The 23,594-nt window shown below is 46.9% G+C and carries 22 protein-coding genes and 1 riboswitch; of the genes, 10 read left to right on the top strand and 12 right to left on the bottom strand.

Annotation, left to right across the window (positions count from 1 at the left end; all coding sequences use genetic code 11):
* Nucleotides 1-163: 163 nt before the first annotated feature.
* On the top strand, nt 164-640 hold the full coding sequence (locus NLX82_RS14875) for a Dps family protein (RefSeq protein WP_023990827.1): 477 nt from the start codon (nt 164-166) through the stop codon (nt 638-640).
* Between the two features lie 150 nt (nt 641-790).
* Nucleotides 791-1,954 (top strand): nitric oxide synthase oxygenase, encoded by a 1,164-nt coding sequence (locus tag NLX82_RS14880; protein ID WP_160789274.1) that lies wholly within the window; start codon nt 791-793, stop codon nt 1,952-1,954.
* A gap of 25 nt (nt 1,955-1,979) precedes the next feature.
* Here NLX82_RS14880 and NLX82_RS14885 read toward each other — a convergent pair whose 3' ends face one another.
* Nucleotides 1,980-2,141, bottom strand: coding sequence for a hypothetical protein (locus tag NLX82_RS14885; protein WP_013312451.1), 162 nt, complete (start codon nt 2,139-2,141; stop codon nt 1,980-1,982).
* 120 nt (nt 2,142-2,261) lie between these two features.
* Here NLX82_RS14885 and NLX82_RS14890 point away from each other — a divergent pair, with 120 nt between their 5' ends.
* Nucleotides 2,262-2,720, top strand: a complete 459-nt coding sequence (locus tag NLX82_RS14890; protein ID WP_053326325.1) for a hypothetical protein — start codon at nt 2,262-2,264, stop codon at nt 2,718-2,720.
* A gap of 67 nt (nt 2,721-2,787) precedes the next feature.
* Here NLX82_RS14890 and NLX82_RS14895 read toward each other — a convergent pair whose 3' ends face one another.
* The 5 genes from NLX82_RS14895 to NLX82_RS14915 all read right to left on the bottom strand — a co-directional run bounded on the left by NLX82_RS14895 (nt 2,788) and on the right by NLX82_RS14915 (nt 5,980).
* On the bottom strand, nt 2,788-3,225 hold the full coding sequence (locus NLX82_RS14895; RefSeq protein ID WP_013312449.1) for an AbrB/MazE/SpoVT family DNA-binding domain-containing protein: 438 nt from the start codon (nt 3,223-3,225) through the stop codon (nt 2,788-2,790).
* Nucleotides 3,226-3,410: 185 nt separating this feature from the next.
* A complete protein-coding gene (locus tag NLX82_RS14900; RefSeq protein ID WP_076264523.1) occupies nt 3,411-4,130 on the bottom strand; it encodes a 3-ketoacyl-ACP reductase in 720 nt (239 codons plus the stop codon).
* A gap of 120 nt (nt 4,131-4,250) precedes the next feature.
* Nucleotides 4,251-5,102, bottom strand: a complete 852-nt coding sequence (locus tag NLX82_RS14905; RefSeq protein ID WP_069080089.1) for a DUF4097 family beta strand repeat-containing protein — start codon at nt 5,100-5,102, stop codon at nt 4,251-4,253.
* Nucleotides 5,103-5,106: 4 nt separating this feature from the next.
* On the bottom strand, nt 5,107-5,658 hold the full coding sequence (locus NLX82_RS14910; protein ID WP_069080090.1) for a DUF1700 domain-containing protein: 552 nt from the start codon (nt 5,656-5,658) through the stop codon (nt 5,107-5,109).
* Complete coding sequence (locus NLX82_RS14915; RefSeq protein WP_023990821.1) at nt 5,651-5,980, bottom strand: PadR family transcriptional regulator; 330 nt, start codon at nt 5,978-5,980, stop codon at nt 5,651-5,653. The genes NLX82_RS14910 and NLX82_RS14915 overlap by 8 nt, the downstream gene beginning before the upstream one ends.
* A gap of 381 nt (nt 5,981-6,361) precedes the next feature.
* On the opposite strand from NLX82_RS14915, the gene NLX82_RS14920 reads away from it, so the two are divergent.
* Nucleotides 6,362-6,895 (top strand): DUF6985 domain-containing protein, encoded by a 534-nt coding sequence (locus NLX82_RS14920; protein ID WP_069080091.1) that lies wholly within the window; start codon nt 6,362-6,364, stop codon nt 6,893-6,895.
* Between the two features lie 87 nt (nt 6,896-6,982).
* Here NLX82_RS14920 and metE read toward each other — a convergent pair whose 3' ends face one another.
* The 4 genes from metE to NLX82_RS14940 all read right to left on the bottom strand — a co-directional run bounded on the left by metE (nt 6,983) and on the right by NLX82_RS14940 (nt 13,039).
* Nucleotides 6,983-9,301, bottom strand: coding sequence for a 5-methyltetrahydropteroyltriglutamate--homocysteine S-methyltransferase (metE, locus tag NLX82_RS14925; RefSeq protein ID WP_069080092.1), 2,319 nt, complete (start codon nt 9,299-9,301; stop codon nt 6,983-6,985).
* Between the two features lie 160 nt (nt 9,302-9,461).
* Nucleotides 9,462-9,657, bottom strand: a riboswitch (cobalamin riboswitch).
* A 176-nt stretch (nt 9,658-9,833) separates the two neighbouring features.
* On the bottom strand, nt 9,834-10,331 hold the full coding sequence (gene nrdG, locus NLX82_RS14930) for an anaerobic ribonucleoside-triphosphate reductase activating protein (protein WP_023990818.1): 498 nt from the start codon (nt 10,329-10,331) through the stop codon (nt 9,834-9,836).
* Nucleotides 10,328-12,277 carry an anaerobic ribonucleoside triphosphate reductase gene (locus NLX82_RS14935; protein ID WP_028540758.1) on the bottom strand — a complete coding sequence of 650 codons (1,950 nt, stop codon included), beginning with the start codon at nt 12,275-12,277 and terminating at the stop codon, nt 10,328-10,330. The genes nrdG and NLX82_RS14935 overlap by 4 nt, the downstream gene beginning before the upstream one ends.
* 291 nt (nt 12,278-12,568) lie before the next feature.
* Nucleotides 12,569-13,039: an AbrB/MazE/SpoVT family DNA-binding domain-containing protein gene (locus NLX82_RS14940; RefSeq protein WP_023990816.1), complete on the bottom strand. Its 471-nt coding sequence runs from the start codon at nt 13,037-13,039 to the stop codon at nt 12,569-12,571.
* A gap of 234 nt (nt 13,040-13,273) precedes the next feature.
* On the opposite strand from NLX82_RS14940, the gene NLX82_RS14945 reads away from it, so the two are divergent.
* Nucleotides 13,274-16,225 carry a glycoside hydrolase family 3 protein gene (locus NLX82_RS14945; protein ID WP_069080093.1) on the top strand — a complete coding sequence of 984 codons (2,952 nt, stop codon included), beginning with the start codon at nt 13,274-13,276 and terminating at the stop codon, nt 16,223-16,225.
* 66 nt (nt 16,226-16,291) lie between these two features.
* Nucleotides 16,292-16,765 (top strand): Rrf2 family transcriptional regulator, encoded by a 474-nt coding sequence (locus NLX82_RS14950; RefSeq protein WP_069080094.1) that lies wholly within the window; start codon nt 16,292-16,294, stop codon nt 16,763-16,765.
* Between the two features lie 67 nt (nt 16,766-16,832).
* Here NLX82_RS14950 and NLX82_RS14955 read toward each other — a convergent pair whose 3' ends face one another.
* Complete coding sequence (locus NLX82_RS14955; protein ID WP_023990814.1) at nt 16,833-17,924, bottom strand: GGDEF domain-containing protein; 1,092 nt, start codon at nt 17,922-17,924, stop codon at nt 16,833-16,835.
* Nucleotides 17,925-18,148: 224 nt separating this feature from the next.
* On the opposite strand from NLX82_RS14955, the gene NLX82_RS14960 reads away from it, so the two are divergent.
* From NLX82_RS14960 to NLX82_RS14975, 4 genes are read left to right on the top strand one after another with little or no spacing between them, the layout of a single operon-like run.
* The gene (locus tag NLX82_RS14960) at nt 18,149-19,783 is read left to right on the top strand and encodes a spore germination protein (protein ID WP_069080096.1); all 1,635 of its coding nucleotides are present in this window, start codon (nt 18,149-18,151) and stop codon (nt 19,781-19,783) included.
* Complete coding sequence (locus tag NLX82_RS14965; RefSeq protein ID WP_226887719.1) at nt 19,761-21,002, top strand: Ger(x)C family spore germination protein; 1,242 nt, start codon at nt 19,761-19,763, stop codon at nt 21,000-21,002. Before NLX82_RS14960 ends, NLX82_RS14965 begins: the two co-directional genes overlap by 23 nt.
* Nucleotides 21,003-21,027: 25 nt before the next feature.
* Nucleotides 21,028-22,137: a GerAB/ArcD/ProY family transporter gene (locus NLX82_RS14970; RefSeq protein WP_068938994.1), complete on the top strand. Its 1,110-nt coding sequence runs from the start codon at nt 21,028-21,030 to the stop codon at nt 22,135-22,137.
* Nucleotides 22,134-23,279 carry a GerAB/ArcD/ProY family transporter gene (locus NLX82_RS14975; RefSeq protein ID WP_069080097.1) on the top strand — a complete coding sequence of 382 codons (1,146 nt, stop codon included), beginning with the start codon at nt 22,134-22,136 and terminating at the stop codon, nt 23,277-23,279. Before NLX82_RS14970 ends, NLX82_RS14975 begins: the two co-directional genes overlap by 4 nt.
* Here NLX82_RS14975 and NLX82_RS27925 read toward each other — a convergent pair.
* Entirely contained in the window at nt 23,169-23,537 is a 369-nt protein-coding gene (locus NLX82_RS27925) for a YczF family membrane protein (RefSeq protein WP_483312059.1), read from the bottom strand. The two genes, NLX82_RS14975 and NLX82_RS27925, sit on opposite strands and share 111 nt — an antisense overlap.
* Between the last annotated feature and the right edge of the window lie 57 nt (nt 23,538-23,594).

Raw genomic sequence — 23,594 nt, forward strand, 5'->3', positions numbered from 1 at the left:
ACAGTGTTATAATTAAAACAGGATTTAGATTAAGTCTAAATTAATAAATAAATATTTATTGGATTCACGCATGGGATTTTGAAGAAAATCAGACACTACTGTTAACGAGTATCCAAGCTTTACACCAACTATATTTTGAATGAAAACGAGAGGGGATTTTAACATGAGTACATTAAATCATACGAACGCACCTACACAAGAGGCCATTCAAGAATTGCACAAGGCATTGAATCGTCAGGTAGCTACCTGGTCTGTATTGTACACGAAACTGCATTATTTTCACTGGTATGTGAAAGGACCTAAATTCTTCACACTGCATGCTAAATTTGAAGAACTTTACAATGAAGCAACAGCTAATCTAGATACGATTGCTGAACGTTTGTTGGCTATTGGTGGCCGTCCGGCTGCGACCTTGAAGGAGCATTTGCAACTTTCAGCTATTCAGGAGTCCGCAGGTGAGCAGACAGCTGACGATATGGTGAAGTCCGTTGTTGCTGATTTTAAAACCATCACTGTTGAACTGGCTAATGGGATGGAAGCAGCGGAAGCAGCACAGGATAAAGCGACAGAGGATCTTCTTAACGGCTTGAGAGAAGCAATGGATAAACATATCTGGATGCTGAGTGCGTATTTGGGATAAGATATTGGGATATATTTCCACGTATATGGAGATCAGGTGAACAAGGTACACATCCCGTTGGTTCCACTCTGCCGCTGGAGTATAATAACGTGAAGGCGTGGAAGACCACAGGCTCTTGAGTCATAGAGCTGCCGGGATGGGGTGTGTGTTATGGAAGTGAAACAACAGCTTTTGCATGAAGCGGAGCAGTTTATATATACATGTTATGAGGAGCTGGGCCGAAGCCGCGATGAAGCGGAAGCCCGGCTTCTTCATATTCGTCACGACATAGAGACAACTGGAACGTATGATCATACGTACGAAGAGCTGGAGCACGGAGCACTCATGGCTTGGCGCAATAGCAATCGTTGCATCGGGCGCTTATTTTGGGACAAGCTTTTGGTCAGAGATGCGCGGGCCGCGTCAGATGCGGCGGAGGTGGTCAGCGAGCTCCTGGAGCATATGCGCATAGGAACGAATGGCGGTAAAATTAAGCCAACGCTTACTGTATTTCGCGCCTCCAAGCCGGGGCAGCCGAATATCCGCATCTGGAACCATCAACTCATTCGTTACGCTGGATATGAAACCGATCAAGGGATCATCGGGGACCCGATCTCGGTGGATTTTACCAATGTTTGTAAAGATATGGGCTGGCAAGGAGCGATGACTCCTTTTGATATTTTGCCACTGGTTGTGGAAGCAGGCGGGCGGCCTCCCGAGCTATTTGATATTCCTGAGCATTTGGTGATGGAGGTAGCCATTGAGCATCCAGAACTTTCGGGTTTCGCTTCCTTGGGATTACGTTGGTATGCCGTGCCTATGATTTCGGACATGACGCTGGAAATTGGCGGTATCATCTATACGGCGGCTCCCTTTAACGGCTGGTATATGGGAACAGAAATCGGCGCCCGTAATTTTGCGGATACCTTCCGCTATAATATGTTGCCACAGGTGGCTAAGCTGATGGGGCTGGATACGACGAGTGAAACAACGCTTTGGCGTGATCGGGCGCTGGTGGAATTGAATATTGCTGTGCTGCATTCTTTTAAAAAAGCGGGAGTCAGCATTGTCGACCACCATACCGCAGCGGCACAATTCAAGCTGTTTGAGGAACGGGAGGCCAAGGCTGGGCGCGCACTGACAGGCAATTGGACATGGCTGATCCCCCCGCTATCCCCGGCGACAACGCATATTTTTCATAGTTCCTACGATAATCGGCTTGTGAAGCCGAATTTCGGAGTTCAAGAGAAGCCGTATATGTCGAGACAGGCTAATACAGTATCAGATGCAGTGCTTCAGCAGAAGCGCCAAGGTTGCCCTTTTCATTCCGGATAATGATGGGAATGACCTAATGGCTGGATTAGGATTCCAGCTTATCCCATGCAACGATAAAAAGGGTAGCCAGTGGCCCTATTAATAGGGAGAGCAGAAACCAGTTTAGCCCGCTCCGATTTTTGGACTGTGCCAAGCCGGCATTAATCAGGGCAAGCGTTCCCCAGCCTATATAATAATCTTCTGACATGGTATTCTCCTTTGTAAAAAGGTATAATATCGTACTGTGTATGGTATGAACACATCCATGATTTCATAAGTTTAAAGTAAATATAACTTTATATATCCTGGTTTGAGGAGCGAAGCTAAGTTGGAAAGATATCAGGCAGAGCGCGTTGTCGCTGAGCTTTTGGAACGGGCTGCTATAGGTGTGACAGTTAAGCTGGAGAAACGTTTTCCTGGTGGAAGGCTGATTGGGGGCAAATATGCCATGAATGCTCACGCTATTACCATGTATACGGACGTTATTGAAACACAGTGTTTACAAATGTTCGGCAGCGTTGATCGAGTTGAGGAGTATTTTACGGTTGTGCTTGCACATGAGATCGGGCACGCCGCCGATACGGAATTAGTGGACCTCTCCGATGCTTTGGAGCAAGAGAGCGGGATAGGGACCCGGCAACGACTTGCGCTGCAAATTGAAGAAAACGCATGGAATTATGCGCTTAGATTGGTGCCTGAAATAGAAGCAACGTTTATTTCTGCCGTAATAGACGAGTCCTTGCTGGCCTATCGAGTCCCGGTTATGGAGCATTCTGACATTGCGTAACGATGATGATCCGAGAGCCGTCAGGCTCTTTTTTTGTTGATAATAACAGACGGATCGGCAGGATTATCTAAAGGAGTAGCTTTTTAAGCTGTGACACGCGTCCCTGGGATAGTTCGAGCATTTCGGCTAATTCTTTTTGAGATACATTAGGATGCTCCTGCATGAGTTGTTTTAGTTTATTCAGGAGATCATTCTGATTTCTGTAACTCCTTCTTTTCTTGGGCTGGACAGGACGGGATTCACTCAAATGACTGGAAGGATTATCGCTCTTCAGATTTTCAATACAACTTTTACATATCAGATGATCCCTAAAATAGCTCAAATGATCTACGGCACCACAAAAATAGCAAGAAACCCCCGTATACTTGCGAATCATCAGTCCCTCTGGGGTAATAAAAAAATCGAGGGCATCTCCAATATTAATATTCATAGAATTGCGCAGCTCCTTGGGCAGCACAATGCGGCCTAAATGGTCTAATGGCCGTGTCATTCCTGTGTTCTTCATCATTTTTCCCCTTTCCTGAAATGCGCTTATAGTTGTAGGAATTGTATGTATATATGCTGGAAGTACAAAGCGCTTATATTACAGTTTGTTTTGGTATAGCTATGCTGAAAAAAAGCTCCGGCATGACGAACAATTACGTCTGCCGGAGCATTGTACAGCCAATGAATCTAAGATGTCGTGTCGAATTACTGTGGGTTGGTTGTCCAAATACCGGCTACTTTTAATTGAACCCGTGGAGGCAGTTTCAATGCGGCTAATGTCAGATCGGCCAAATCTTGCGGTTGAAGCATGCGATCCTCATCACCAATAGGCAATCCTGCGTTTGCCGCCAGTTCTGTATTGACAGTACTTGGAGTCAGCGCGGTGACGCGAATATTGGATTTGCGAACTTCCTGCATCAGTGCTTCCGTGAAGCCCATCAAAGCAAATTTGGATGCGCAATATGCCGAGCCTGTTGCAAAACCTCGTTCTCCTGCCGTTGAGGAGATATTAATAATGTTTCCGCTTTTTTGTGCCAGCATGCTTGGAAGAGCAGCATGTGTGACATAGTAGGTTCCCATCAGGTTTACGCGAATAATACGTTCCCACTCTTCGGGGTCCATATCTGCGACTGTGCCAAAGGTAGCAATGCCTGCATTGTTGATCAAAATATCGACAGCGCCCAACTCGTGTTCCAGTGAAGCTACAGCGGCAGCGGCCTGTGCGCGATCCGATATATCTGCAACAGCACTCACCACTTTCACACCGTATGTACTCCCCAGCGAATCCTGCAGCTTTTGCAGGTCAGTCAATGTTCGTGAGATTAATCCCAGGTTAACGCCTTCCTTAGCTAAAGTTTCGGCAATTGCTTTACCGATTCCTTTGCTGGCTCCTGTAATAATGGCTGTTTTATTCTTAAGTTCCATCCAGTCTCCTCCTTTTCACTCCATAACGTGGTTGTGCATGTGAGCACATGGTTACATTATACAAGGTTAAACTCATTGAACCAAACTTCGCCTCTGATGAGGTATTCATCTAGAGGTCTCCTATTTGGAAATATTAATATCCCCTGAGGTGGTTTCTACCTTTATCACGTTCACACTACCGGGAACAGATTCGGGAGTATCTATACTCCCAGAGTCAGAGTGGACATTATAAACACCTTTAAAATCGGGAGCTTGTTTAATCTTCACGTCACCAGAATCAGCATTCACTTCCAAGTTGGCTACGGCACGTTGTGTAATATTTGTCTCCCCTGAGGTTAGGGAAATAAGGCCATTACCGCTATAATCGCGGATGGTAACATCGCCTGAAGTAAGCTTCAACTCCATATCTGCTGCAAGCTGACTGGCTGTAAAATTGCCGGATGTTAAATTTGCGATCAGGTGGGTACTTTGGAGGTTTGTAATCTCGGCAGTGCCTGAAGTAGCGGTGATGGAAGTATTCTGCACGGAGGCATCTTGAAGTTTTACATTCCCTGAATGTGCATCTACCTGTAGGTCAGTTAGTGTTTCGCCGGAGGGCATCTCTACGGTAATCGTTTGATCCACATCAGGGGTGATCGAAAGAAATGACAAGGAAGCGGCCGGCTCCGATTGAATCGTAAGCTTACCGTTCTCAATTCGGGCATTATGAATTTGGTCGGCTACCTTTGTCTGAACTTCTCCACTAATGCGTATCGTACCTTGGTCGCCAGAGCCGGGAGTAAACAAAATAGAGACATCATCAGAACTGTCCACTTTCAGCTTCTGTAGCTGACCACGTGTGAACGTCCATTTTTTGTTAATCGCAGTTGTTTCCTTCATGACTTGTTGACTCCATGGGGCACCGTAAGCCACCATTCCGGCTACACCGATCACAATGCACAGACCTGCTGCAATAAACCACTTTTTATTCATGTTGTTAGTAAGCTCCCCTCAGGGTAGTCTGATTCCATTTCCAGTATCGTACTGTGCCTTTGACCATAAGGAGTAAGAGATAACGTACTCCAGGCAGCAGCAATAGACCTATACCCGTCATCGTGATAGAGAAAAAGAATTTGGCCGGGTAAAAGGTGCTGTTTAGTGCATAATCAGTAACGGCGAGAAGGGGGGCTGCAATGAAGCTGACCGATACCACGGTCAATGAAGCCCATACTGCCCATAGGGTAGCCATAATCGGGATGGAGATTAGCAAATTGAGAAACAGCAGCCCTAAGAAAGTAAAAAGATTGCGTGCGAAGCTTCCCTGACGAAGCGGAGGAGAAGCGTTCCAGGCTGCATTGGGATCATCCAACGCTTCTCGGGCAATATCCTCCGGGTTACCCAGCTCATTGGCAATCTCACTTTCGCTTTTGCCATTAACCAACCCGTAGTCAAAATGCTGGCTCAAATCACTAAGCAGCTCATTGCGTACCTCTGCAGGGAGAGGAGAAAGACGCTGCTCTACCTCTGTAAGAAACTGTTTTCTATTCATCGGAATTCCCTTCCTCCAGTAGGCTTGCGACATGATGGACAAAATCATTCCATTCCCGCGTAAGTATTCTTGTATAATGGCTTCCAGTATCAGTCAGCCGATAATATTTGCGGGGAGGCCCCTCGGTCGATTCCTGTAAATACGTTGTGCAGTATCCTTCTGATACCAGACGGCGGAGCAATGGATATAGGGCTCCCTCAGCTACTTCAATATGACGGGAGACGGCTTGAGCCAACTCGTAGCCATAACGGTCTCTGCGTCCAATTAGAACTAGAACGCACAGTTCCAGTACCCCTTTTTTGAATTGGATGTTCACATTCACGAGCGGTGCTCCCTTCCTGGATGTTATCAATAATTCATAGGTGTCGTTCGGAATAAGGGGAAGAAACGTGTGTTTGTGCATAATTTGTCACGGGTACTAATTATAGAACAGTAGTCAGGTATAATTTAACATCATGTACTGATTAATGCAAGGTACTAAATTTTTAATAATAAAATATTTGTGCCAAAATGGGCAGATTTTCTTTCTTGAAGGCTTTATTGAATAGCGAATGTTGTAGAAAAAAGTATTTTTATTTGGAAATTACTCGAAATATGGCTGGGAGCACAAATAGGATGCACTTTAATTTCATTCATTAAAATGATAGATTGTAAAGTATTCAATAGGGTTAAATATTACTTTTTATGAAGAGGTGGGTAAAGGGTGGATTGGAAAAATTGGTATATGGAACTGGAACAGGATGATGAGTCTTGGGATGTATCTGAGGAGATTGTTCTGCGTGGTGTAGTACATCTTAATTTTTGCGGGCAGCCCTCGGAAGTAGAAGTCGAATTTATCGTGGGGGCTGACTCCGAAGAACAGGCACAGACTATAGAAGAACCTACACAGTTGCAAAAAAACACATGGGAGCAGTATATGGAATATTCGTCAGCTATTCATCCTCAAGTGTTGGAGTCCATACACCATCATTATGCTGGCATAGTGGAAAAGTACCGGAATGCTTACAGTATATGGGGAGAGGACCCAGATGAATATGCGCCTTATGTGGAGCGGCCGGAACAATTTCTGGATCGAATACAGCTTGTGTCTATACTGATTTCCGACTCATCGGCAAAGGATGAACTGTATTTGAATTTTAGTTGCTCCTGGGATCGAGAACATGGCTTAGGCGTACATATGAAGCAGATGAAAATGGAGCATATTCAAGGCGTTTATACATTATATGACCTAGAATAAATCCCCCTTCCCGGCTTTTACCAAAAAGGGCCGGAAAGGGGAATAGGATATGGTGAAATGATGGTGCGATTCGATACGATTAAAAGATTAGTTGGATACAGCCAATGCAGCCCGGGCTGCATGAGCCGCTTGTACCATTAGTCGCAAGGCGGCGACAGATTCCTCCTTGGTGCGGGTTTTCAGACCACAGTCCGGATTAACCCAGAACAAATCTGATGGCAATACGCGCAGGGCACGCTGGATCATGCTTAGCATTTCAGATACATCGGGGATGCGCGGACTGTGGATATCGTACACGCCCAGACCGATGCCCTTGTCGTATACCTGATCTTCAAAGCTGACAATCAGTTCTCCGTGACTTCGCGAAGTTTCAATAGATATAACGTCGGCATCCATATCGGAGATGGACTGAATCATATGCTGAAATTCGGAATAGCACATGTGCGTATGGATTTGGGTCGCAGGCTCAACGGTGGCCGTGGTCACAAGGAAGGCTTGAACCGCCCAGTCCAGATAGGCTTGCTGTTGTTCTTTTTTCAGTGGAAGCCCTTCACGAATTGCAGGCTCATCGACCTGAATCATGCCGATGCCCGCTTGTTCCAGTGCCTCTACCTCTGCCCGTAATGCCAGAGCCAACTGTAAAGCAACTTGACTACGAGGAATATCGTTACGTTCAAAAGACCAGTTCAAAATGGTCACAGGGCCTGTAAGCATTCCCTTAACAGGCTTGGAAGTTAACGATTGGGCGAATGCCGTTTCTTCCACGGTCATGGGCTGATCAAAGGAAACGTCTCCGTATATAATCGGCGGTTTGACACAGCGGGAGCCGTAGGACTGCACCCATCCGTTTTGCGTAAAAGCAAAGCCGTTCAGCTTTTCGCCAAAAAATTCAACCATATCGGTCCGCTCAAATTCTCCATGAACAAGCACGTCAATGCCAATGTCCTCTTGAATATCAATCCATTCCTTAATTTGCTGTTGGATGAACGCCCGGTATTGCTCGGCTGACCATTCTCCTTTGCGATAGTGCAGGCGGGCCTTGCGGATCTCGGCGGTTTGCGGGAAGCTACCAATGGTCGTCGTAGGCAGTGGAGGCAACTTCAGCTTATTTTGTTGAATCTCACGACGCTCGGCGAAAGGAACGCTGCGTGACAGAGGCTCTTTTGCCAGCAGGTCGGCCAGATCGGCGGCTGTCTGTACGCGTGCCGCTGAGTTGTTGAAACGGGCTACCGCATCCGCACTTTGCTCAAGCTTGGTGAGTGCGGAAGGATCGTGTTTGCCAAGTGCAGCCGTCAGGACGGCGATTTCCTCCAGCTTTTCATCGGCAAAGGCAAGCGCTTGTACCAGTTCTCGATCCAGCTTGTGCTCTGCCTCCAGGCTGACTGGCACATGCAGCAGACTACATGATGGCTGCACGATAAGCTGTGCGGCAGTGGTTTGTTCCACCAACTGACCCAACAGAGCAGCCACAGCGTTCAGGTCGCTGCGCCATATATTGCGCCCGTCAATGACCCCAGCGCCCAGCGTTTTCTCTTTAGGGAAGCCATGCTGCAATATATGTTGAAGATTTTCGCCATCATCATACACAAAATCAAGACCCAATCCCTGTACCGGAAGTGCGGACAGACGCTCATAATGGTCCAGGCTGCCAAAGTAGGTTTGCAGCATTATATTCAAGGAGGGCGCAGCTTGAGTCAAAGCTTCATAGACTTCCTGAATAATGTCCAAATCCTCTGCCGGGAATGAGGTGGTTAGGACAGGTTCATCGATTTGGACCCACTGAACGCCTTCTGCCGCTAGTTCAGACAGGATACGGGTGTACAGTGGCAGGAAGCTTCGTACGATGGCGGCCAAATCCTTACGGTCATAGCCTTTGGATAAGGTAACGAATGAATAGGGGCCGATGAGGACCGGTTTCCCATCAATGCCTAGTTCTTGTTTTGCTTCACGATAAGCCTGTAAGGGTTTATTTTCAGTGAACACCGGGACTGCGTTTGCCAATTCAGGAACGATGTAGTGATAATTGGTATTCATCCATTTGGTCATTTCACTGGCGGTTGCTCCCTTCTGTCCACGAGCGATCCCAAAATACACGGACAGAGGAACCGGACCTGCGGGACGATGGTTGAACCGTTCGGGTACCAGACCGAACATTACAGATGTATCCAGCATGTGATCGTAATAGGAGAAGTCTCCGACAGGAATGCGATCAATCCCCTTGTCACGCTGCTTGCTCAGATGCTCCAACCGTAATCTTTTCATCTCCGTCTGCAGTTCGCTTTCGTTAATGCTGCCGTTCCAGAAGCGTTCCAGTGCTTTCTTCCATTCCCGGTTTTCGCCGATACGCGGATATCCCAGATTACTGCTAATCAAGCCGGACAATTCAGGCCATTCAATAATGGACATGTACTTTTCCTCCTAGTGGGTAGCTGTTTTATTTTTACGTACCAAAAAAGGCATTCTTCCCCCAGAGTTAAAAATAAGTAGGGGAAAGAATGCCTCCGTGATTAAAAAATCAAAAATACGGCGACTGCTCTTAACACCTCCCTATCTTCCGTAGGTACTTGCGATGTTGTTAAAATAGGCAGGTCTCCTGACTTACGGATCATGACTCTCAGCATTCCTTCCCGGTCTGTGGACCAGTGGATATATGAACAGCTGAAAGTTCCCCGTTTACAGTGGCGGGACCGTGCCGGATTTGCACCGGCTTCCCTTTTAAGCCTGATCTGAATAGAACAGACACCTATCTCCAAGCTATGCGGTTAAGGTATGACGAATAATTATGCACTCGTATACTTGTTCACCATCATAAGTGAAACTTACAGGATGCGCAATAGAAACTCCAATGGAAACAGTTAGCTATATGAAAAAAAGACAAGCCTTACCCATGATGGGGACTTGTCTTAGATATATAGCATCTTGCCGGGTAAACTTCGCGTTAAGCCAATGAAACGGTATAGCCTGCCTGAATACTGGCTTTTACATCTACCAGACGCTGGTTGCGACTGCCCCGGAAGGGAAGGGTCAGGTCCTTTTGCTGTTCTACAAAACGACCATCCACAATCACATCGCACAAAAGCGCTAGCTCCTGTCGCTCCTGATCTGTGAGTAAATCTTCATAGACAAAGCCAGTATAAGCCCACACGGTTCGGTCGGGACAGGCCTCGCGGAAGTCACGCACAAATTGCGAGCATTCTGCTGCTGAGAAAAACGGATCTCCCCCGCAGAGAGTCAGTCCGTCCAACAACGGATTATCCATGATGTCACGAATGACTTCCTGTTGTCGTTGGGGTGTAAATGGCTCACCTGCACGGAAGCTCCACGACGCTGGGTTAAAGCATCCGGGACAGGCATGACGGCAACCGCTAATAAACACGACAGTGCGCAGGCCGTATCCTTCGTTCAGAGATTCCGGAATGTAGCCACACAAATTCACTTATGTTTCACCCGGTCTCGAACTTCTGCCTGTTTTGCAGCATTAAAGCGAACGGTATAATCTCCTGTCAGATATCCGGTTACCCGACGTAAGCGCTGAAAGTGTGTGTGCTCCTCATCTGTGCCACATTGGGGGCAGCTTGTCCCGATAATCCCTTCATAACCACATTCCGTACAACGATCCACCGGATGGTTGATGGAGAAGTAGCCAATGTTCTGATGCAGCGCGTACTGAACAATTTTAAGGAACGCATCCGGGTTATTCCGCGCATTGCCGTCCAGTTCGATGTATGAAATCGCACCAGCGTTGCAGAGGTTATGGAACGGAGCTTCCAAGCTGATTTTACGAGCAGCCGGGAGCGTATAATACACGGGAATATGAAAAGAATTCGTGTAATATTCTCGATCATTTACCTCAGGAATAATTCCGAAATCACGTTGATCCAGCAATGTGAACTTGCCCGACAGACCTTCGGCAGGCGTAGCGAACAATGTAATATTTAAATTGTGATATTCACTCATTCGATCGCAATACACGCGCATGGAAGTGATGATTCGCTGTGCCTCGCGGTATACGAAATCATCCTCCCCGTGGTGTTTCCCGTATAGTGCCTTCATGCACTCAGCCAGCCCGATGAACCCGATCGAAAGCGTACCGTGCTTTAGTACGCTTCCCACCTTATCATCTGGCGCCAGTTCTTCTCCACCTTCCCATACCCCTTCGCGCATCATAAAGTCCGAAGCTTTAGCCGGCTGGCTGGTCTGGATTTGATAGCGATGGATTAGGCCATCCACCGCAATGCGCATAACTTCTTCCAGTCTCGCATCAAAGCGATCACGGTCAGGTGTCAGGCGTTTGCCTGTGCAAATACCATACTCAATCCCAAGCCGCACCAGATTAATGGTATTGAAGGAGAGATTTCCCTTGCCACTCTGCCGATTTCTGCCGAAACGGTCAGAAATGGTGCGGGTACGGCAACCCATTGTCGCTATAATGGTATCCGGGTCATCAGCACGGTAAAAAGGCAAGTTGAAGGTGGCATCCACATTCACAAAATTGGGATACATCCGTCTGCTAGAGCATTCTACCGCCCGTAAGAACAAATCATAATTGATGTCGCCTTCTGCCTGGTTGATTCCCTCTTTGCATTGGAAAATATGCTGCGGAAAAATAGGAGTTTCCCCGCTGCCCAAGCCGCGAATAGTGGCCTCCAGCAGCGATTGAGTAACAAGCCGTCCCTCAGCAGACGTGCACATTCCGTAATTCAGTGAAGTGAATGGAATCTGTCCACCCGCCCGACTGCTCATGGTGTTCAGGTTATGAATGAGCGATTCAGCAGCCTGCCGGGTTTCCGTTTCCGTTTCTTCGCGTGCGAATGCGTATGAACGAGGGCAGACTTCTTGCAAATGGGGATTGGCCATATGTAGTTCGTCGTCAGACAGATGGGATTCTATCTCTTCCTCGAACAACCGAAGTCCTTTGCGCAGATGTTTGCGGAAGGACCGGGCAACGTATGGGGCAAGGTCCCAATCTATTTTGTTGGCGGAGACACCTCCGAATTGGCTGTTTTGCTGAGATTGGAAAATAATGGCGACCAGTGCCATAGCGGACATAATCGTTTGCGGTGTGCGCACAGAGCCGTTGCCTGTATTGAAGCCGTCTCGCAGTAAACGACCAAAAGGGATAAAGATACAATTCGTAGTTCCGAGCGCATATTGGTCCAAATCGTGAACATATACATATCCGTGGTCAATCGCGTTCGTCAGTTCAGGCGGAAGTACCCGCAGGCGCGCATACCATTTGGCATACTCGGACCCAAGCTTGCTCATTTTGCCGCTGAACGATTCTCCATTCAAATTTGCATTCTCCCGCAGCATGTCCAGATCTTGTGCCCCAATGACCCGCTCGCCGATGTCGTATAATTGATGTTCCTCCAGCACCTTCATCGTAAAACCCTCCATATAGTAAAATATATATATTTTTCACAAAAACAACATATTGATGATATCTTGTGTTAACCAATTGTTTCGATCTATATATTGTATATACGTATACATTGAGAGTATGTGACTATTGTCACATTGGTAGGAGCGGGCAGCATAAAAAAGCCAGATACAGAGTAAGGGACATATCCGCGGATATGCACCTTACTCTATATCTGGCCATCGTAGTTGCGATGAAAATGATAGGCTTGCGAGTACATAGTATATGATCTTGGGATATTGTTTTGGGAAGGTTTAGAGTAGCTTTTTCAACTGGGACACCCGGCCTTGGGAAATATCTAGCATTTCGGCATATACTTTTTGTGGCAGGTTCGGGTGTTCCTGAATCAGCTTGCGTAGCTTTTTTACCATTTCACCTTGCTGCACTCTAGATTGCTTGGGTTGCCAGGTTGTATTGGTTCGGGTCGGCTTAGAATCTTCTTGAGCCTGGATAGCATCGGTGCTTGTGGCATGCACATTTTCATCGGTCTTTAATACCTGGATGCACTCTGCGCAAATAAAGCTGTCGCGAAAATAAGTTAAATGATCCACTGCGCCGCAAAATTTGCAGGAGACACCGGTGTATTTTCTTAGTACAAACCCTTCTTCATCTACGAAAAATTCAAGTGAATCACCGATATTGATATCCATTGTAGTGCGCATTTCCTTAGGGAGTACAATCCGCCCCAATTGATCCAGAGGCCTTGTCATTCCGGTATTTTTCATTAGCGCTTCCTCCTTCAGTGATATATCCTGATTATACCAAAAAATATTATTTTTAGCTTTGTATATTGAAGGTAAAATACAACTTTTTTTGTCTTTATGCTGCGGTCTCTCTTTCAAACAGTATAGGATGTTTTCGGTATTGTTGCCGGGGTACCCCTTTTTAGCTATGATATATTAAAACGCTTTCATAAAAGTACTTTTTATCATCTTAATTAAGCTAAGGAGATGACGGATATGAGTCATGAAACAACGGGTATCGAATATTTATTTCAAGATCCGAAGATTCATCTGGATGAGCGTGTACGGGATCTCGTTTCGCGACTAACCTTGGAGGAAAAGGTTGAATCCATGTTGCAATACCAGCCGGCCATTGACCGGTTGGGAGTCGCAGCTTATAAGCACGGTACGGAAGCGGCACACGGGATAGCGTGGTTAGGTGAGGCGACTTCATTTCCTCAGCCTGTAGGATTGGCATGTACTTGGGATACGGAATTAATGCGCCTCATCGGCTCTGTTATCGCAGATGAGGCACGTGTTTACTATCGTCGTGATCCAAAATTAAACGGTCTGACCCTGTGGGCACCTACGGTGGATATGGAGCGTGACCCGAGATGGGGACGCAATGAGGAAGCTTACGGTGAAGATCCGTATTTGACGGGAGAGTTGTCAAAGGAGTTAGTCAAGGGGATACAGGGGGATCATCCGGTATATTTGAAAGCGGTTGCCACTTTAAAACATTTTCTGGGTAACAACAATGAAGTGGATCGGGGAAGTGGCTCCTCCAGTATAGACCCGCGAAACCTGCGAGAATATTACCTAAGAGCTTTTGAAAAGCCTTTTACGGAAGGCGGCGCCCAGTCGATGATGACTTCTTACAACCTGATTAATGGAACGCCTGCTACGTTATATCATGGGGTTAACGATATTGTCAGGGACGAATGGGGGATGGACGGCTTTGTTGTAAGTGATGCGGGTGATGTCATGGGGATTGTCAACGATCATCAGTATTACGATTCCCATACGCCTGGCGTGGCCGAATCTATTCGGGCGGGAATTGACAGCATTACAGATGATGCAGAGCTCTCCAAACAGGCAATTCGTGAAGCCTTGGCGCAAGGAACGCTACAAGAAGAAGACCTGGATCGGGCATTGTTCCATACGTTCCGTGTCCGTTTTCGTTTGGGGGAATTTGATCCGGCGGCAGACAATCCTTATGCCTCAATCGGAGAGGAAGCTCTCCTGACAGAGCAAGCCCGTGAATTGTCGCTGCGTGCGGCGAGGGAGCAGATCGTACTGCTTAAAAATGAGCATGAACTCTTGCCATTGAACCCTGCCCGGTGTGGCAAAGTAGCGGTCATTGGTACGCATGGCAATGAGGTGTACCGCGACTGGTATTCCGGTACGCTGCCCTACCGGGTTACACCGCTGGAGGCGATTCGTGCCAAGCTGGAAGGCGAGGACGCAAAGGAACGCGTCGTGTACCGTGACGGTAAGAAACGCGTGATCTTGACGGCGGTGAATGACGGAGCGAAGCTCACAGTCGATTCTTCCGGTGAGATGCGCCTGTCCCAGGATGGAGAGCCCACAGTATTGACCATGACGGATTGGGGCTATGGCAGTGTGACGTTACATGATGAGCATCTGGGTACTTACGTGACGAGTGATGAGGAAACGCTCCGTGTTACAGCTGATGAAGCGTATGGCTGGTATGTCAAAGAGGTCTTTGGGCTGACTCCTGTTGGACAAGGAGAGCATCTGTGGACAACATGGAATGGCAAACCAGTGATTGCCGGAACGGAGGGCTCATTAAAGGTAGTGGAGGCTGAAAAATCTGCACTTAACGCTGTAGAGAGTAACGCCTCGACATCCTCGACATTTTTAGGACAGAGCCAAACATTCCAGGTAGAGACGGTGTCAGATGGTTTAGCGGAAGCGATAGCCGCTGCGCAAGCGGCAGATACAGCAATTGTATTTGTTGGAAATCACCCGCTCATCAATGGAAAGGAAGAGAATGACCGTCCAGGCTTGGAACTGGCAGCTTCCCAGCAACGGCTTATCGAGGAAGTGTATCGCGTCAATCCGAATACGATTGTGGTTCTGACGGGCAGCTATCCATTTGCCATCCCTTGGGTTCAGGAGCATATTCCAGCGATCGTATACACGTCTCATGCGGGACAAGAGCAGGGTACAGCAATAGCGGATGTGTTATTTGGAGACTACGCGCCAGCGGGGCGTTTGAACATGACCTGGGTTCAGAGCGAGGATCAATTGGGCGACATCAAAGATTACGATATTATTCGCGGCGGTCGTACCTATCAATATTTTGAAGGTGAATCCTTGTATCCGTTTGGCCATGGATTGACGTATTCGCCTTTTGAATATAATGACCTGCGTACGGATGTCCCAAAGGATAGCGTAAAATCTATTGCTGCACTGGATGCTGTGGATACGCTCCAGGTGTGGGTAGAGGTGACGAATAGGGGCGTAGCTGCTGGTGAAGAGGTTGTACAACTCTATGTACGGCCTGGTGCCTCACGAGTAAAGCGACCATTGAAGACATTGTGCGGTTTTCAACGTATTCGCTTAGAGGCAGGTGAGACGCGAACGGTTTCCTTTACGATTCGGATGAAGGATTGGGCGATTTGGGATGTTACACGGGATTGCTATTGCGTTGAATCGGGTGAATATACACTGCTGGCAGGCGCTTCCTCAGCGGATATCCGGTTGGAGCACCCTGTGTACGTTCGTGGCGAAGTTATTCCACCACGCCAAGCTGGACGAAGTATCCGCGCTGAAAACTTTGATAATTGCTCCGACATCGTACTGGATGAAAGCAAGGAGCAAAGGGAGGCCTGTGTACGTCCGCGCACACCTCAACGTTCCGGTTGGATTGCCTTTCATGGCGTAGACATGGATACGGTGAGTGTGGTCGAGCTTCAGTGTCGCGTGTCATGCAACAGTAGCGATGCCACAATTGAGTTGCGTTTGGATGCACCGGACAGCGAAGCTGTGGCACGTGTGAACGTGGGCAATACAGAAGGGGCGCAAGCATGGGTTACGCTTTCGGAAGCGGTACATTCAGTCTCTGGCACACGTGATGTATACCTGTTGTTGAGCGGGGAAGTGCGGCTAGCTCATTTTACTTTGGGCGCTAATGCTACAGAGGATTCCGGCTTTCAGGCTTGAACTTACTTCTGACATCACGTACAATGCATTCAACGAAGTTTCTACAGCTTAGGGGTGTCATCTCATTTGAATAGTGAAAAACGACTACGCACCGCAACGCCCAAATGGCTTGGGGTGGCGGTAAAGGCGCTTGTCTATTTGGAAAAGCACGGAGAACTCTGTGCCAGCGGTTCTATTGCCCGTTCCATTGACTGCGAAGTCACTTTGGTGCGCAGGGTGCTGACGCGACTTGTACAGGCAGATTTGATTGCAGCACGCGAAGGTCGTGAGGGAGGCTATGTGCTTACCCGTTCGGCCGACCATATTACACTTGCTGATATATACCACGCCATTGAAATATGTGATCCGATTTTCCCGGGTATGATGCATGAACCGGAAACCAATCCTTTTTGTGAGGAGTTGGCGATAGCCGTATCCGAAATTTTAGCCGAGAGCGAACGATGTATGCTGGAAGTATGGGGGTCCCATACGCTGGCTTCGCTTGCCAATCGTACATCACTCGTGGTGGGGAAATGCAATCATAATGAAGATTCAAAATGATAATAGCCGATACGACTCTCAAAAGAGGGTTGTATCGGCTATTTCTATGAAATGGTCATGCCTCAAATTATGTTTCATATGAGCAAACCCGGTTACGTCCTGCATTTTTAGCTTCGTATAGTGCTTTATCTGCCTGCTCCAACAGGGCTGCCCCGGACATATCTTCCCCGGTACCAGGAAATGTCGTCACACCGATGGACACCGTGACCTTAAGAACAAGACCATCCGCTAAAATAAACTCGTGCTGATTTACTCCACTAAGAATCTGATTAGCTATTCGCAACGCTTGCCGAAAAGCACAATTTGGCAAAAGCACGGTGAATTCTTCCCCCCCGCTGCGGGTGACTACATCATTAGGACGACATTTTTCCATTAGAATCTGCCCAAGCTGGCGCAGCACTGCATCTCCTGCCGCATGCCCATAGGTGTCGTTGACTTCCTTGAAGTGATCAATATCCAACACCAGTACAGATAAGTGCTCATGACGTTGACGAGCTTGAGGGAGCTTCTCTTCCAATGAAAACTCAAGCTGTCTTCTGTTGCTTAAATTAGTGAGATGGTCTGTGTAGGAGGTATGCTCCAGTCGAAGTAATAGCTCATTGGATGTGTTGATAGATTCAGCAATGAGGTACAGAAGACATCCGCCGATCATGGATATGAATAATTGGAGCGGATAAACGTGAAGAACATCATCAAGATTCTTCAAATTAATCATAAGGGAACAGAATATAATGCCCATAGCAAAAACGTTCATAATCATCAGCTTGGGTAAACGTGACCAGGACAGATGTGACAATAAAGCGCACCCCAGCCCAACGAGCATCATAAAAATAGCGCCTACGATGGCTTGAGTGTTGATACCAAACAGCAATAATCTACCTACACATATAAATAGGGTAGCCATGAGCGTTGCTGGGGCGCCGATGTACGTTGCGGTAGCTACGATGGCCAAATGACGAAGATCGGCAATCGTATTAAATCCTACTGGAATTGAATAGTACATCATAACAATGCCATAGCACCCAAAAAGGCCGCCTCCGATCCAATGTATCTTACGCTTCAAGGTGTGCAGACGGATTTTATATCTTTGTGATATGAGGCCAGTTATGTACAAAAAGGTGACAAGGATACAGGTATTTACAAAAAACGTACTGAACAAGATGCTAACCCTCCCGAGAGGCATATTTCTTCATTTTATCAAAAAAACTGACATTAAGCTTGAAAATGAAGAATTTATTGAAATTTATTACGCTGATGCGCTTATAACGTTTCGTTCATGTGTTTGGTGCATAACTGGGAATAGATTGAGCATACTCCAAAGATACAAGAATAAGGAAAAATGGGCGGTATCTATTGCTGCCTTACTGGAGATGAGGTTTGCTCATGATTCGCTATCCCTATCGCAAACATAATAAAAAGTCGGGTGCGGACAAGAATAATGAAAATTCTTCACGTTCTTTAAAGATCGAGGCTCATGTGGATACCAACTTGCAGCAAATTAAGGAGTCGACGTCAAACAGCCCAGACTTCTTGATTCGTCGTTTTAATGTCGGACTAAAGGCGGATGTGCCCGCCGCTATTGTATTTCTAGATAGTATGGTCAAGACGGATACGGTGAATGAACTCGTCATGAAATCATTGCTTAGCCGCCCATCTGCCGAGGTGGCTGCTGAGGTGGAAAGTGCAGAAGAGCTTTACAATCAAATACAGGCTCACGCGCTGGAACTGGGTGAAGTGAAGGAGTGCGATGATTGGAATTCCATGATGGAACAACTCTTGATGGGAGATACGATCATTTTACTGGAAGGCTGTATAAAAACCATCGCATGCGGCACACGTGGAGGAGAGACGCGGGCGGTTAACGAGCCCTCCACACAGTCTGTCGTCCAGGGGCCGAAGGACGGATTTGTGGAATCCCTGTTCACGAACATCTCTCTTGTACGTCGGCGGATTAAAAGCTCCGATCTTACGATGGAGATGTTCAAAGTGGGAAGTACGTCCCTCACGAATGTGGCCATACTATATATGAAGAATATTGCAGATTCAAGTGTTGTAGATGAAGTTCGCGAACGGATAAAAGCCATCAATATTGACGCCATATTTGAGTCAGGCATGGTAGAAGAGATGATACAGGATCAAAATCTCACACCATTTCCGACAATTTACAACTCAGAAAGACCAGATACAATTAGCAGCAACATTATGGAGGGTCGGGTGGCACTCATTGTGGATGGAAATCCATTTGTACTGGTGATGCCTACTGTATTTGCTCAATTTTTTCAAAGTTCTTCCGATTATTCGGAACGTTACGACATGGCGACTGTCGTCCGACTCATCCGATATATCAGCTTTATTATTCTGATTTTGGGGCCTTCTCTCTACATCGCTTTAACCACTTATCATTATGAAATGATACCAACCCCACTGCTCATCAGCATACTAGCGCAGCGGGAATCCGTTCCTTTTCCGGCATTTCTGGAGGCGTTTATTCTGGAAATCACCTTTGAAATCTTGCGAGAAGCAGGTATTCGAATGCCCCGTGTGGGCGGACAAACGGTATCCGTTATCGGTGCGCTTGTATTGGGACAAGCGGCTGTGGAGGCTGGAATTGTCACTCCGCTGCTCACGATTGTAGTAGCGCTGACGGGGATTGCCAGCTACGCGATTCCGACATATAACATGGCGGTAGCCGGGAGACTGTTCCGGTTTGTTTTTATGGTGCTGGCTGCATTTATGGGACTGTATGGCATTACATTGGGGCTCATTGCGCTGATCGCTCATATGAACAGCCTTCGCTCCTTTGGGGTGCCCTACATGGCCCCTTTCAGTCCTTTTGTGCTGGAGAGTCAAAAGGATGCCGTATTGCGAATGCCGTTTTGGATGATGCGGAAACGTCCTAAAAGTATTACATCAACGAATCAGACACGAATGAAGGATGGAAGCGGGATTTCCCCTTCCGATAAAACTTCACCGATGCGGGAGGGGGGCGCTCAGGGTGTATCTGGAGAAGGGGAGTGAACGAAGCGCAGTAACCTTTAAATGGAGAATATGGGTGCTGAGTTTGGTGGGGCTACTAGTCATGCCGCTTCTCTCTGGCTGCTGGGATTCAGTGGAGTTGAACCAGCGGGCAGTAGTCGCGGCTATAGGCATTGATGCGGATGGGGAATCGGATTATGAGGTTTCCCTACAGATTATCGTAGCGGATGAAATTGCCGGGGCTAAGGCCCGAGGAAATACCCCAGTCGTGCTGTATCAGCAAAAGGGAAGCAACCTTTTTCAAGTAATTCGCAAAGCTTCACAGAAGATTCCGCGGGTAGTTTCTCTGGCCCATGCGAGGATTGTCGTTTTTGGAGAAAAGCTGGCTCGACGTGGTATCGGGGATACGTTGGATTATTTGGAAAGGGCTGCGGAGCCCCGACTAACGATGAAAATGCTGGTAGCACGCGGTGAAACGGCCAAGAACGTACTGGCATCCATGACCGCCATCGGTCGTATTCCTGCTAATGATATCTCGGGTAAGCTGGAAGCGTCCCAGCGTATGTACGCCGGGGATTACGCAGTGAGTCTAGACGATGTTATCCGGAGTATGTCCAATAAAGGTAGTGGCCCTGTCCTTACTGGTGTAGAAGTAGAAGGTAATTTGGAGCAGGCCCACCTTAAGGCTAACGTGGATAGTATTTTGCCCGAAGCGATTGTTAGCATCAAGGGTATGGGAGTGTTCCAGAAGGATCGTCTCATCCAATGGCTGGACGATGACCAAGCGTTGGGACTATCTATGGTGAATAACAAGGTGAAAAGTGCTGAAACCGCGTTGAGCTGCGGCAAAAAAGGTGAAATCATTGGAATCGAAACCTTGTATTCTAAAACCCATGTACACAGTCTGATCGAGCAAGGGAAGCCGGTTTTTGTTATTAATTTGGAGCAGACCGGGACGATTCAGGAAGCCGAGTGCTCGATTGACTTAAAAAGTCCAGAGGTTATGTATAGCTTGCAGAAACAGTGGGGAGAGGAAACAAAAAAAGTGATTACTTCAACGGTTAAGGAGGTTCAGCGTAGCCGTAGTGATGTACTCGGCCTAGGCCATGCACTGGAGAAAAGCCATCCTGAACAGTGGAAAAAACTCTCACCTGAATGGAACCGCTATTTTGCAGAAAGCACCGTTCGTGTTCAGGTGACTTCGGTACTGAAGCATACACAGTCACGGACTAACCCTTATTCGAAGGGAGAGTCCAATTAGTGAAATCGGGAAAGGAGGGAAGGCATTGAAAAAGATACAAATCGACGCAAAAGAGATGATTTCCCTGATGATGCTGTTTGAGTTGGGGACGTCCATGATGTCTATTCCCGGAAGAGATGCGGGCAAGGATGCGTGGATTGCTATTCTTATCGCCACAGGTTTGGGAGCCCTACTTTTTCTATGCTACGGCAGCCTTCACCGCCACTTTCCCGACCTGCTCATGACACAGTACTGCAAGGTGCTCCTAGGCAAAACTGCTGGGAGCGTGCTTGCCTTTTTATATATTGTGTTTTTTCTTTACGGCGGAGCACGCGATCTTCGAGATACTGGAATACTGATTGCCGATCGGACATTACAGCATACGCCGTTAACTATCGTCTGTGTCCTGATGATTGGTCTTGTCATGTATGTGATGCATTTGGGAATTGAGGTCGCAGGCCGGACGGGACTTATGCTGTTATTCTTGCTGCTGCTGTTGGGCTGCGCTACGAATATCATGATTTTATTGTCAGGTATTGTTCATATGAGCAATATATTTCCTATTGCCCAGCATGGCTGGCAGCCGATATGGGAGGTTGTTTATTCACAAGCCTTGATGTTGCCATACGGTGAGATGGTCACGTTTGCGATGATCCTTCCCACATTAAAGAAAAGCTACCGTGCCAACGGGGTTGGGGTCACCGCTGTATTGTTGGGAGGCGCAATCCTGTCTTTTGTTACACTGTCAAATGTGGTTGTGCTTGGGGAGGACGTATTCAAACGGGCCACTTACCCGCTGCTTTCTATGATCAGCAAGGTCGAAATATCAGATTTCGTCGATAGAGTGGATGTAATTGGGGTCATGACTGTCATTATTTTTGATTTTTTTAAAATTTTTATTTTCTATTATGCAGCGGTTAAGGCTGCTGAAGATGTATTGCGTGTTTCGTACCATAAACTGATCCTGCCGTTTGGGCTTATCATGCTTGTTTCTTGCGTGTTGATGACCCAAGGTTATCAAGAACATCTTGCAACAGGCGAGTTTGTACTGAAATGGATGTTTCCGGTATTTGCTGTGTTTTTTCCTTTCTTGTTGCTTATGGTGTCATGGCTGAAAAAGATCCGCAACAAAAAAAGAAAGGGGTATGCCTCGTGAGTCATCGTCTTGAAAACAAAACATACATCAGCACCGGACAACTGCTCATTCTTATGTTTCATTTTCTGATTGGGAACGCAGTCACCATTAATATGGATAGTTATATGCAGCGGGACACATGGATTATTCAACTCGTTGCTATGATTCTGGGTATGGTATTGTTCCGAATGTACTGCTACACAGCTGAAACGTTCCCTGGTAAGCCTCTCACAACCTATGCTAGAGAATTGGTCGGTCATACATGTGGAACAGTCATGGGAGTATTATATATTTTGTTTTTTTTATTTCTAACAGGTGGGAATTTGCGCGATGAGACAGAGCTGATTCGTATTTCCGTACTGGAGCAAACGCCCAACCTGGTCGTTGCCTTCCTTATGGTTTTGTGCGTAATGTATGTCCTTTGGTTAGGATTTGAAGTATTAGCTCGAACAGGACAAATAATGCTTATTGCAGTGGTGACCGTCATTTTTGTGGGGAATGTACTGTTGATTTTATCGGACAGCATTCATTTGCATGAGCTGACGCCGGTGATGGAGCATGGCTTTAAATCTGTGCTTCATTCAGCCATTAGGGAACATTTGGCATTTCCATACGCAGAAATGATTTGTTTTATGATGTTCGTGCCCCATTTGGAAAAAACGTCGCAGATGGCCAGAACAGGCTATGCGGGCATTATCGTAGGTGGTCTCGTTTTAGCTGAAGCCGCAATACTAAATGTGGCTGTTATGGGCACTGACATTGCACAGCGCTCCATCTTTCCTTTACTCAGCACATTTGGGAATGTACAGTTTTCAGAATATTTACAGCGTCTGGATGTGATTGTTCTGATGACGATGATTATCGGCGATTTTTTTAAAATTGCCCTGTTCTTCTATGCTGCGGTGCTCGGGATCTCCGATATTTTTAACCTCCCCTACCGGAAAACACTACTTTTTGTCGGGATCATTGTCTTACTGTGGTCACAGGTACAAACACCCAGCATGATTGAGCACCTTGCTTTTGGCCGATTATCGTTTATTTATATTCATCCGTTATTTGTTTACATCTTTCCCTTGCTGCTCTTTTTGGCCGCTCTTTTGCATCGAAGCAGAGTTAGAACCCGAGGAAGAAGCGGAAACTTTCAGAAAACGGGACCATCGTGAAAAAAGGAAGCGAAATCCGTACTCAATTTGTTTTTTTGCCACGGTTACAAAGAATACGAGCAGCATTCCTGCCAAGACGATATATTCGGATGGCCGCATAGAACTAAAAGCCAATGCCATGGGCTCCCACGGGGTATGAGTACCGAATAGCCAGTTCACTAGCAGATTGGTGCCGAGCATAAGCATCATAAAGAGAATGAATATCCACAGTATTTTCATAAAATATTCCTCCAATGTGTATGGGCTGAGATGTACCATGTATACATTGTGTTGCAAAGCCGTTCAATTTATCCGATCCCATTGACTTGAAATAAA

Origin of the sequence: Paenibacillus sp. A3M_27_13, assembly GCF_024213315.1 — a bacterium.
Taxonomy (GTDB): domain Bacteria; phylum Bacillota; class Bacilli; order Paenibacillales; family Paenibacillaceae; genus Paenibacillus; species Paenibacillus polymyxa_B.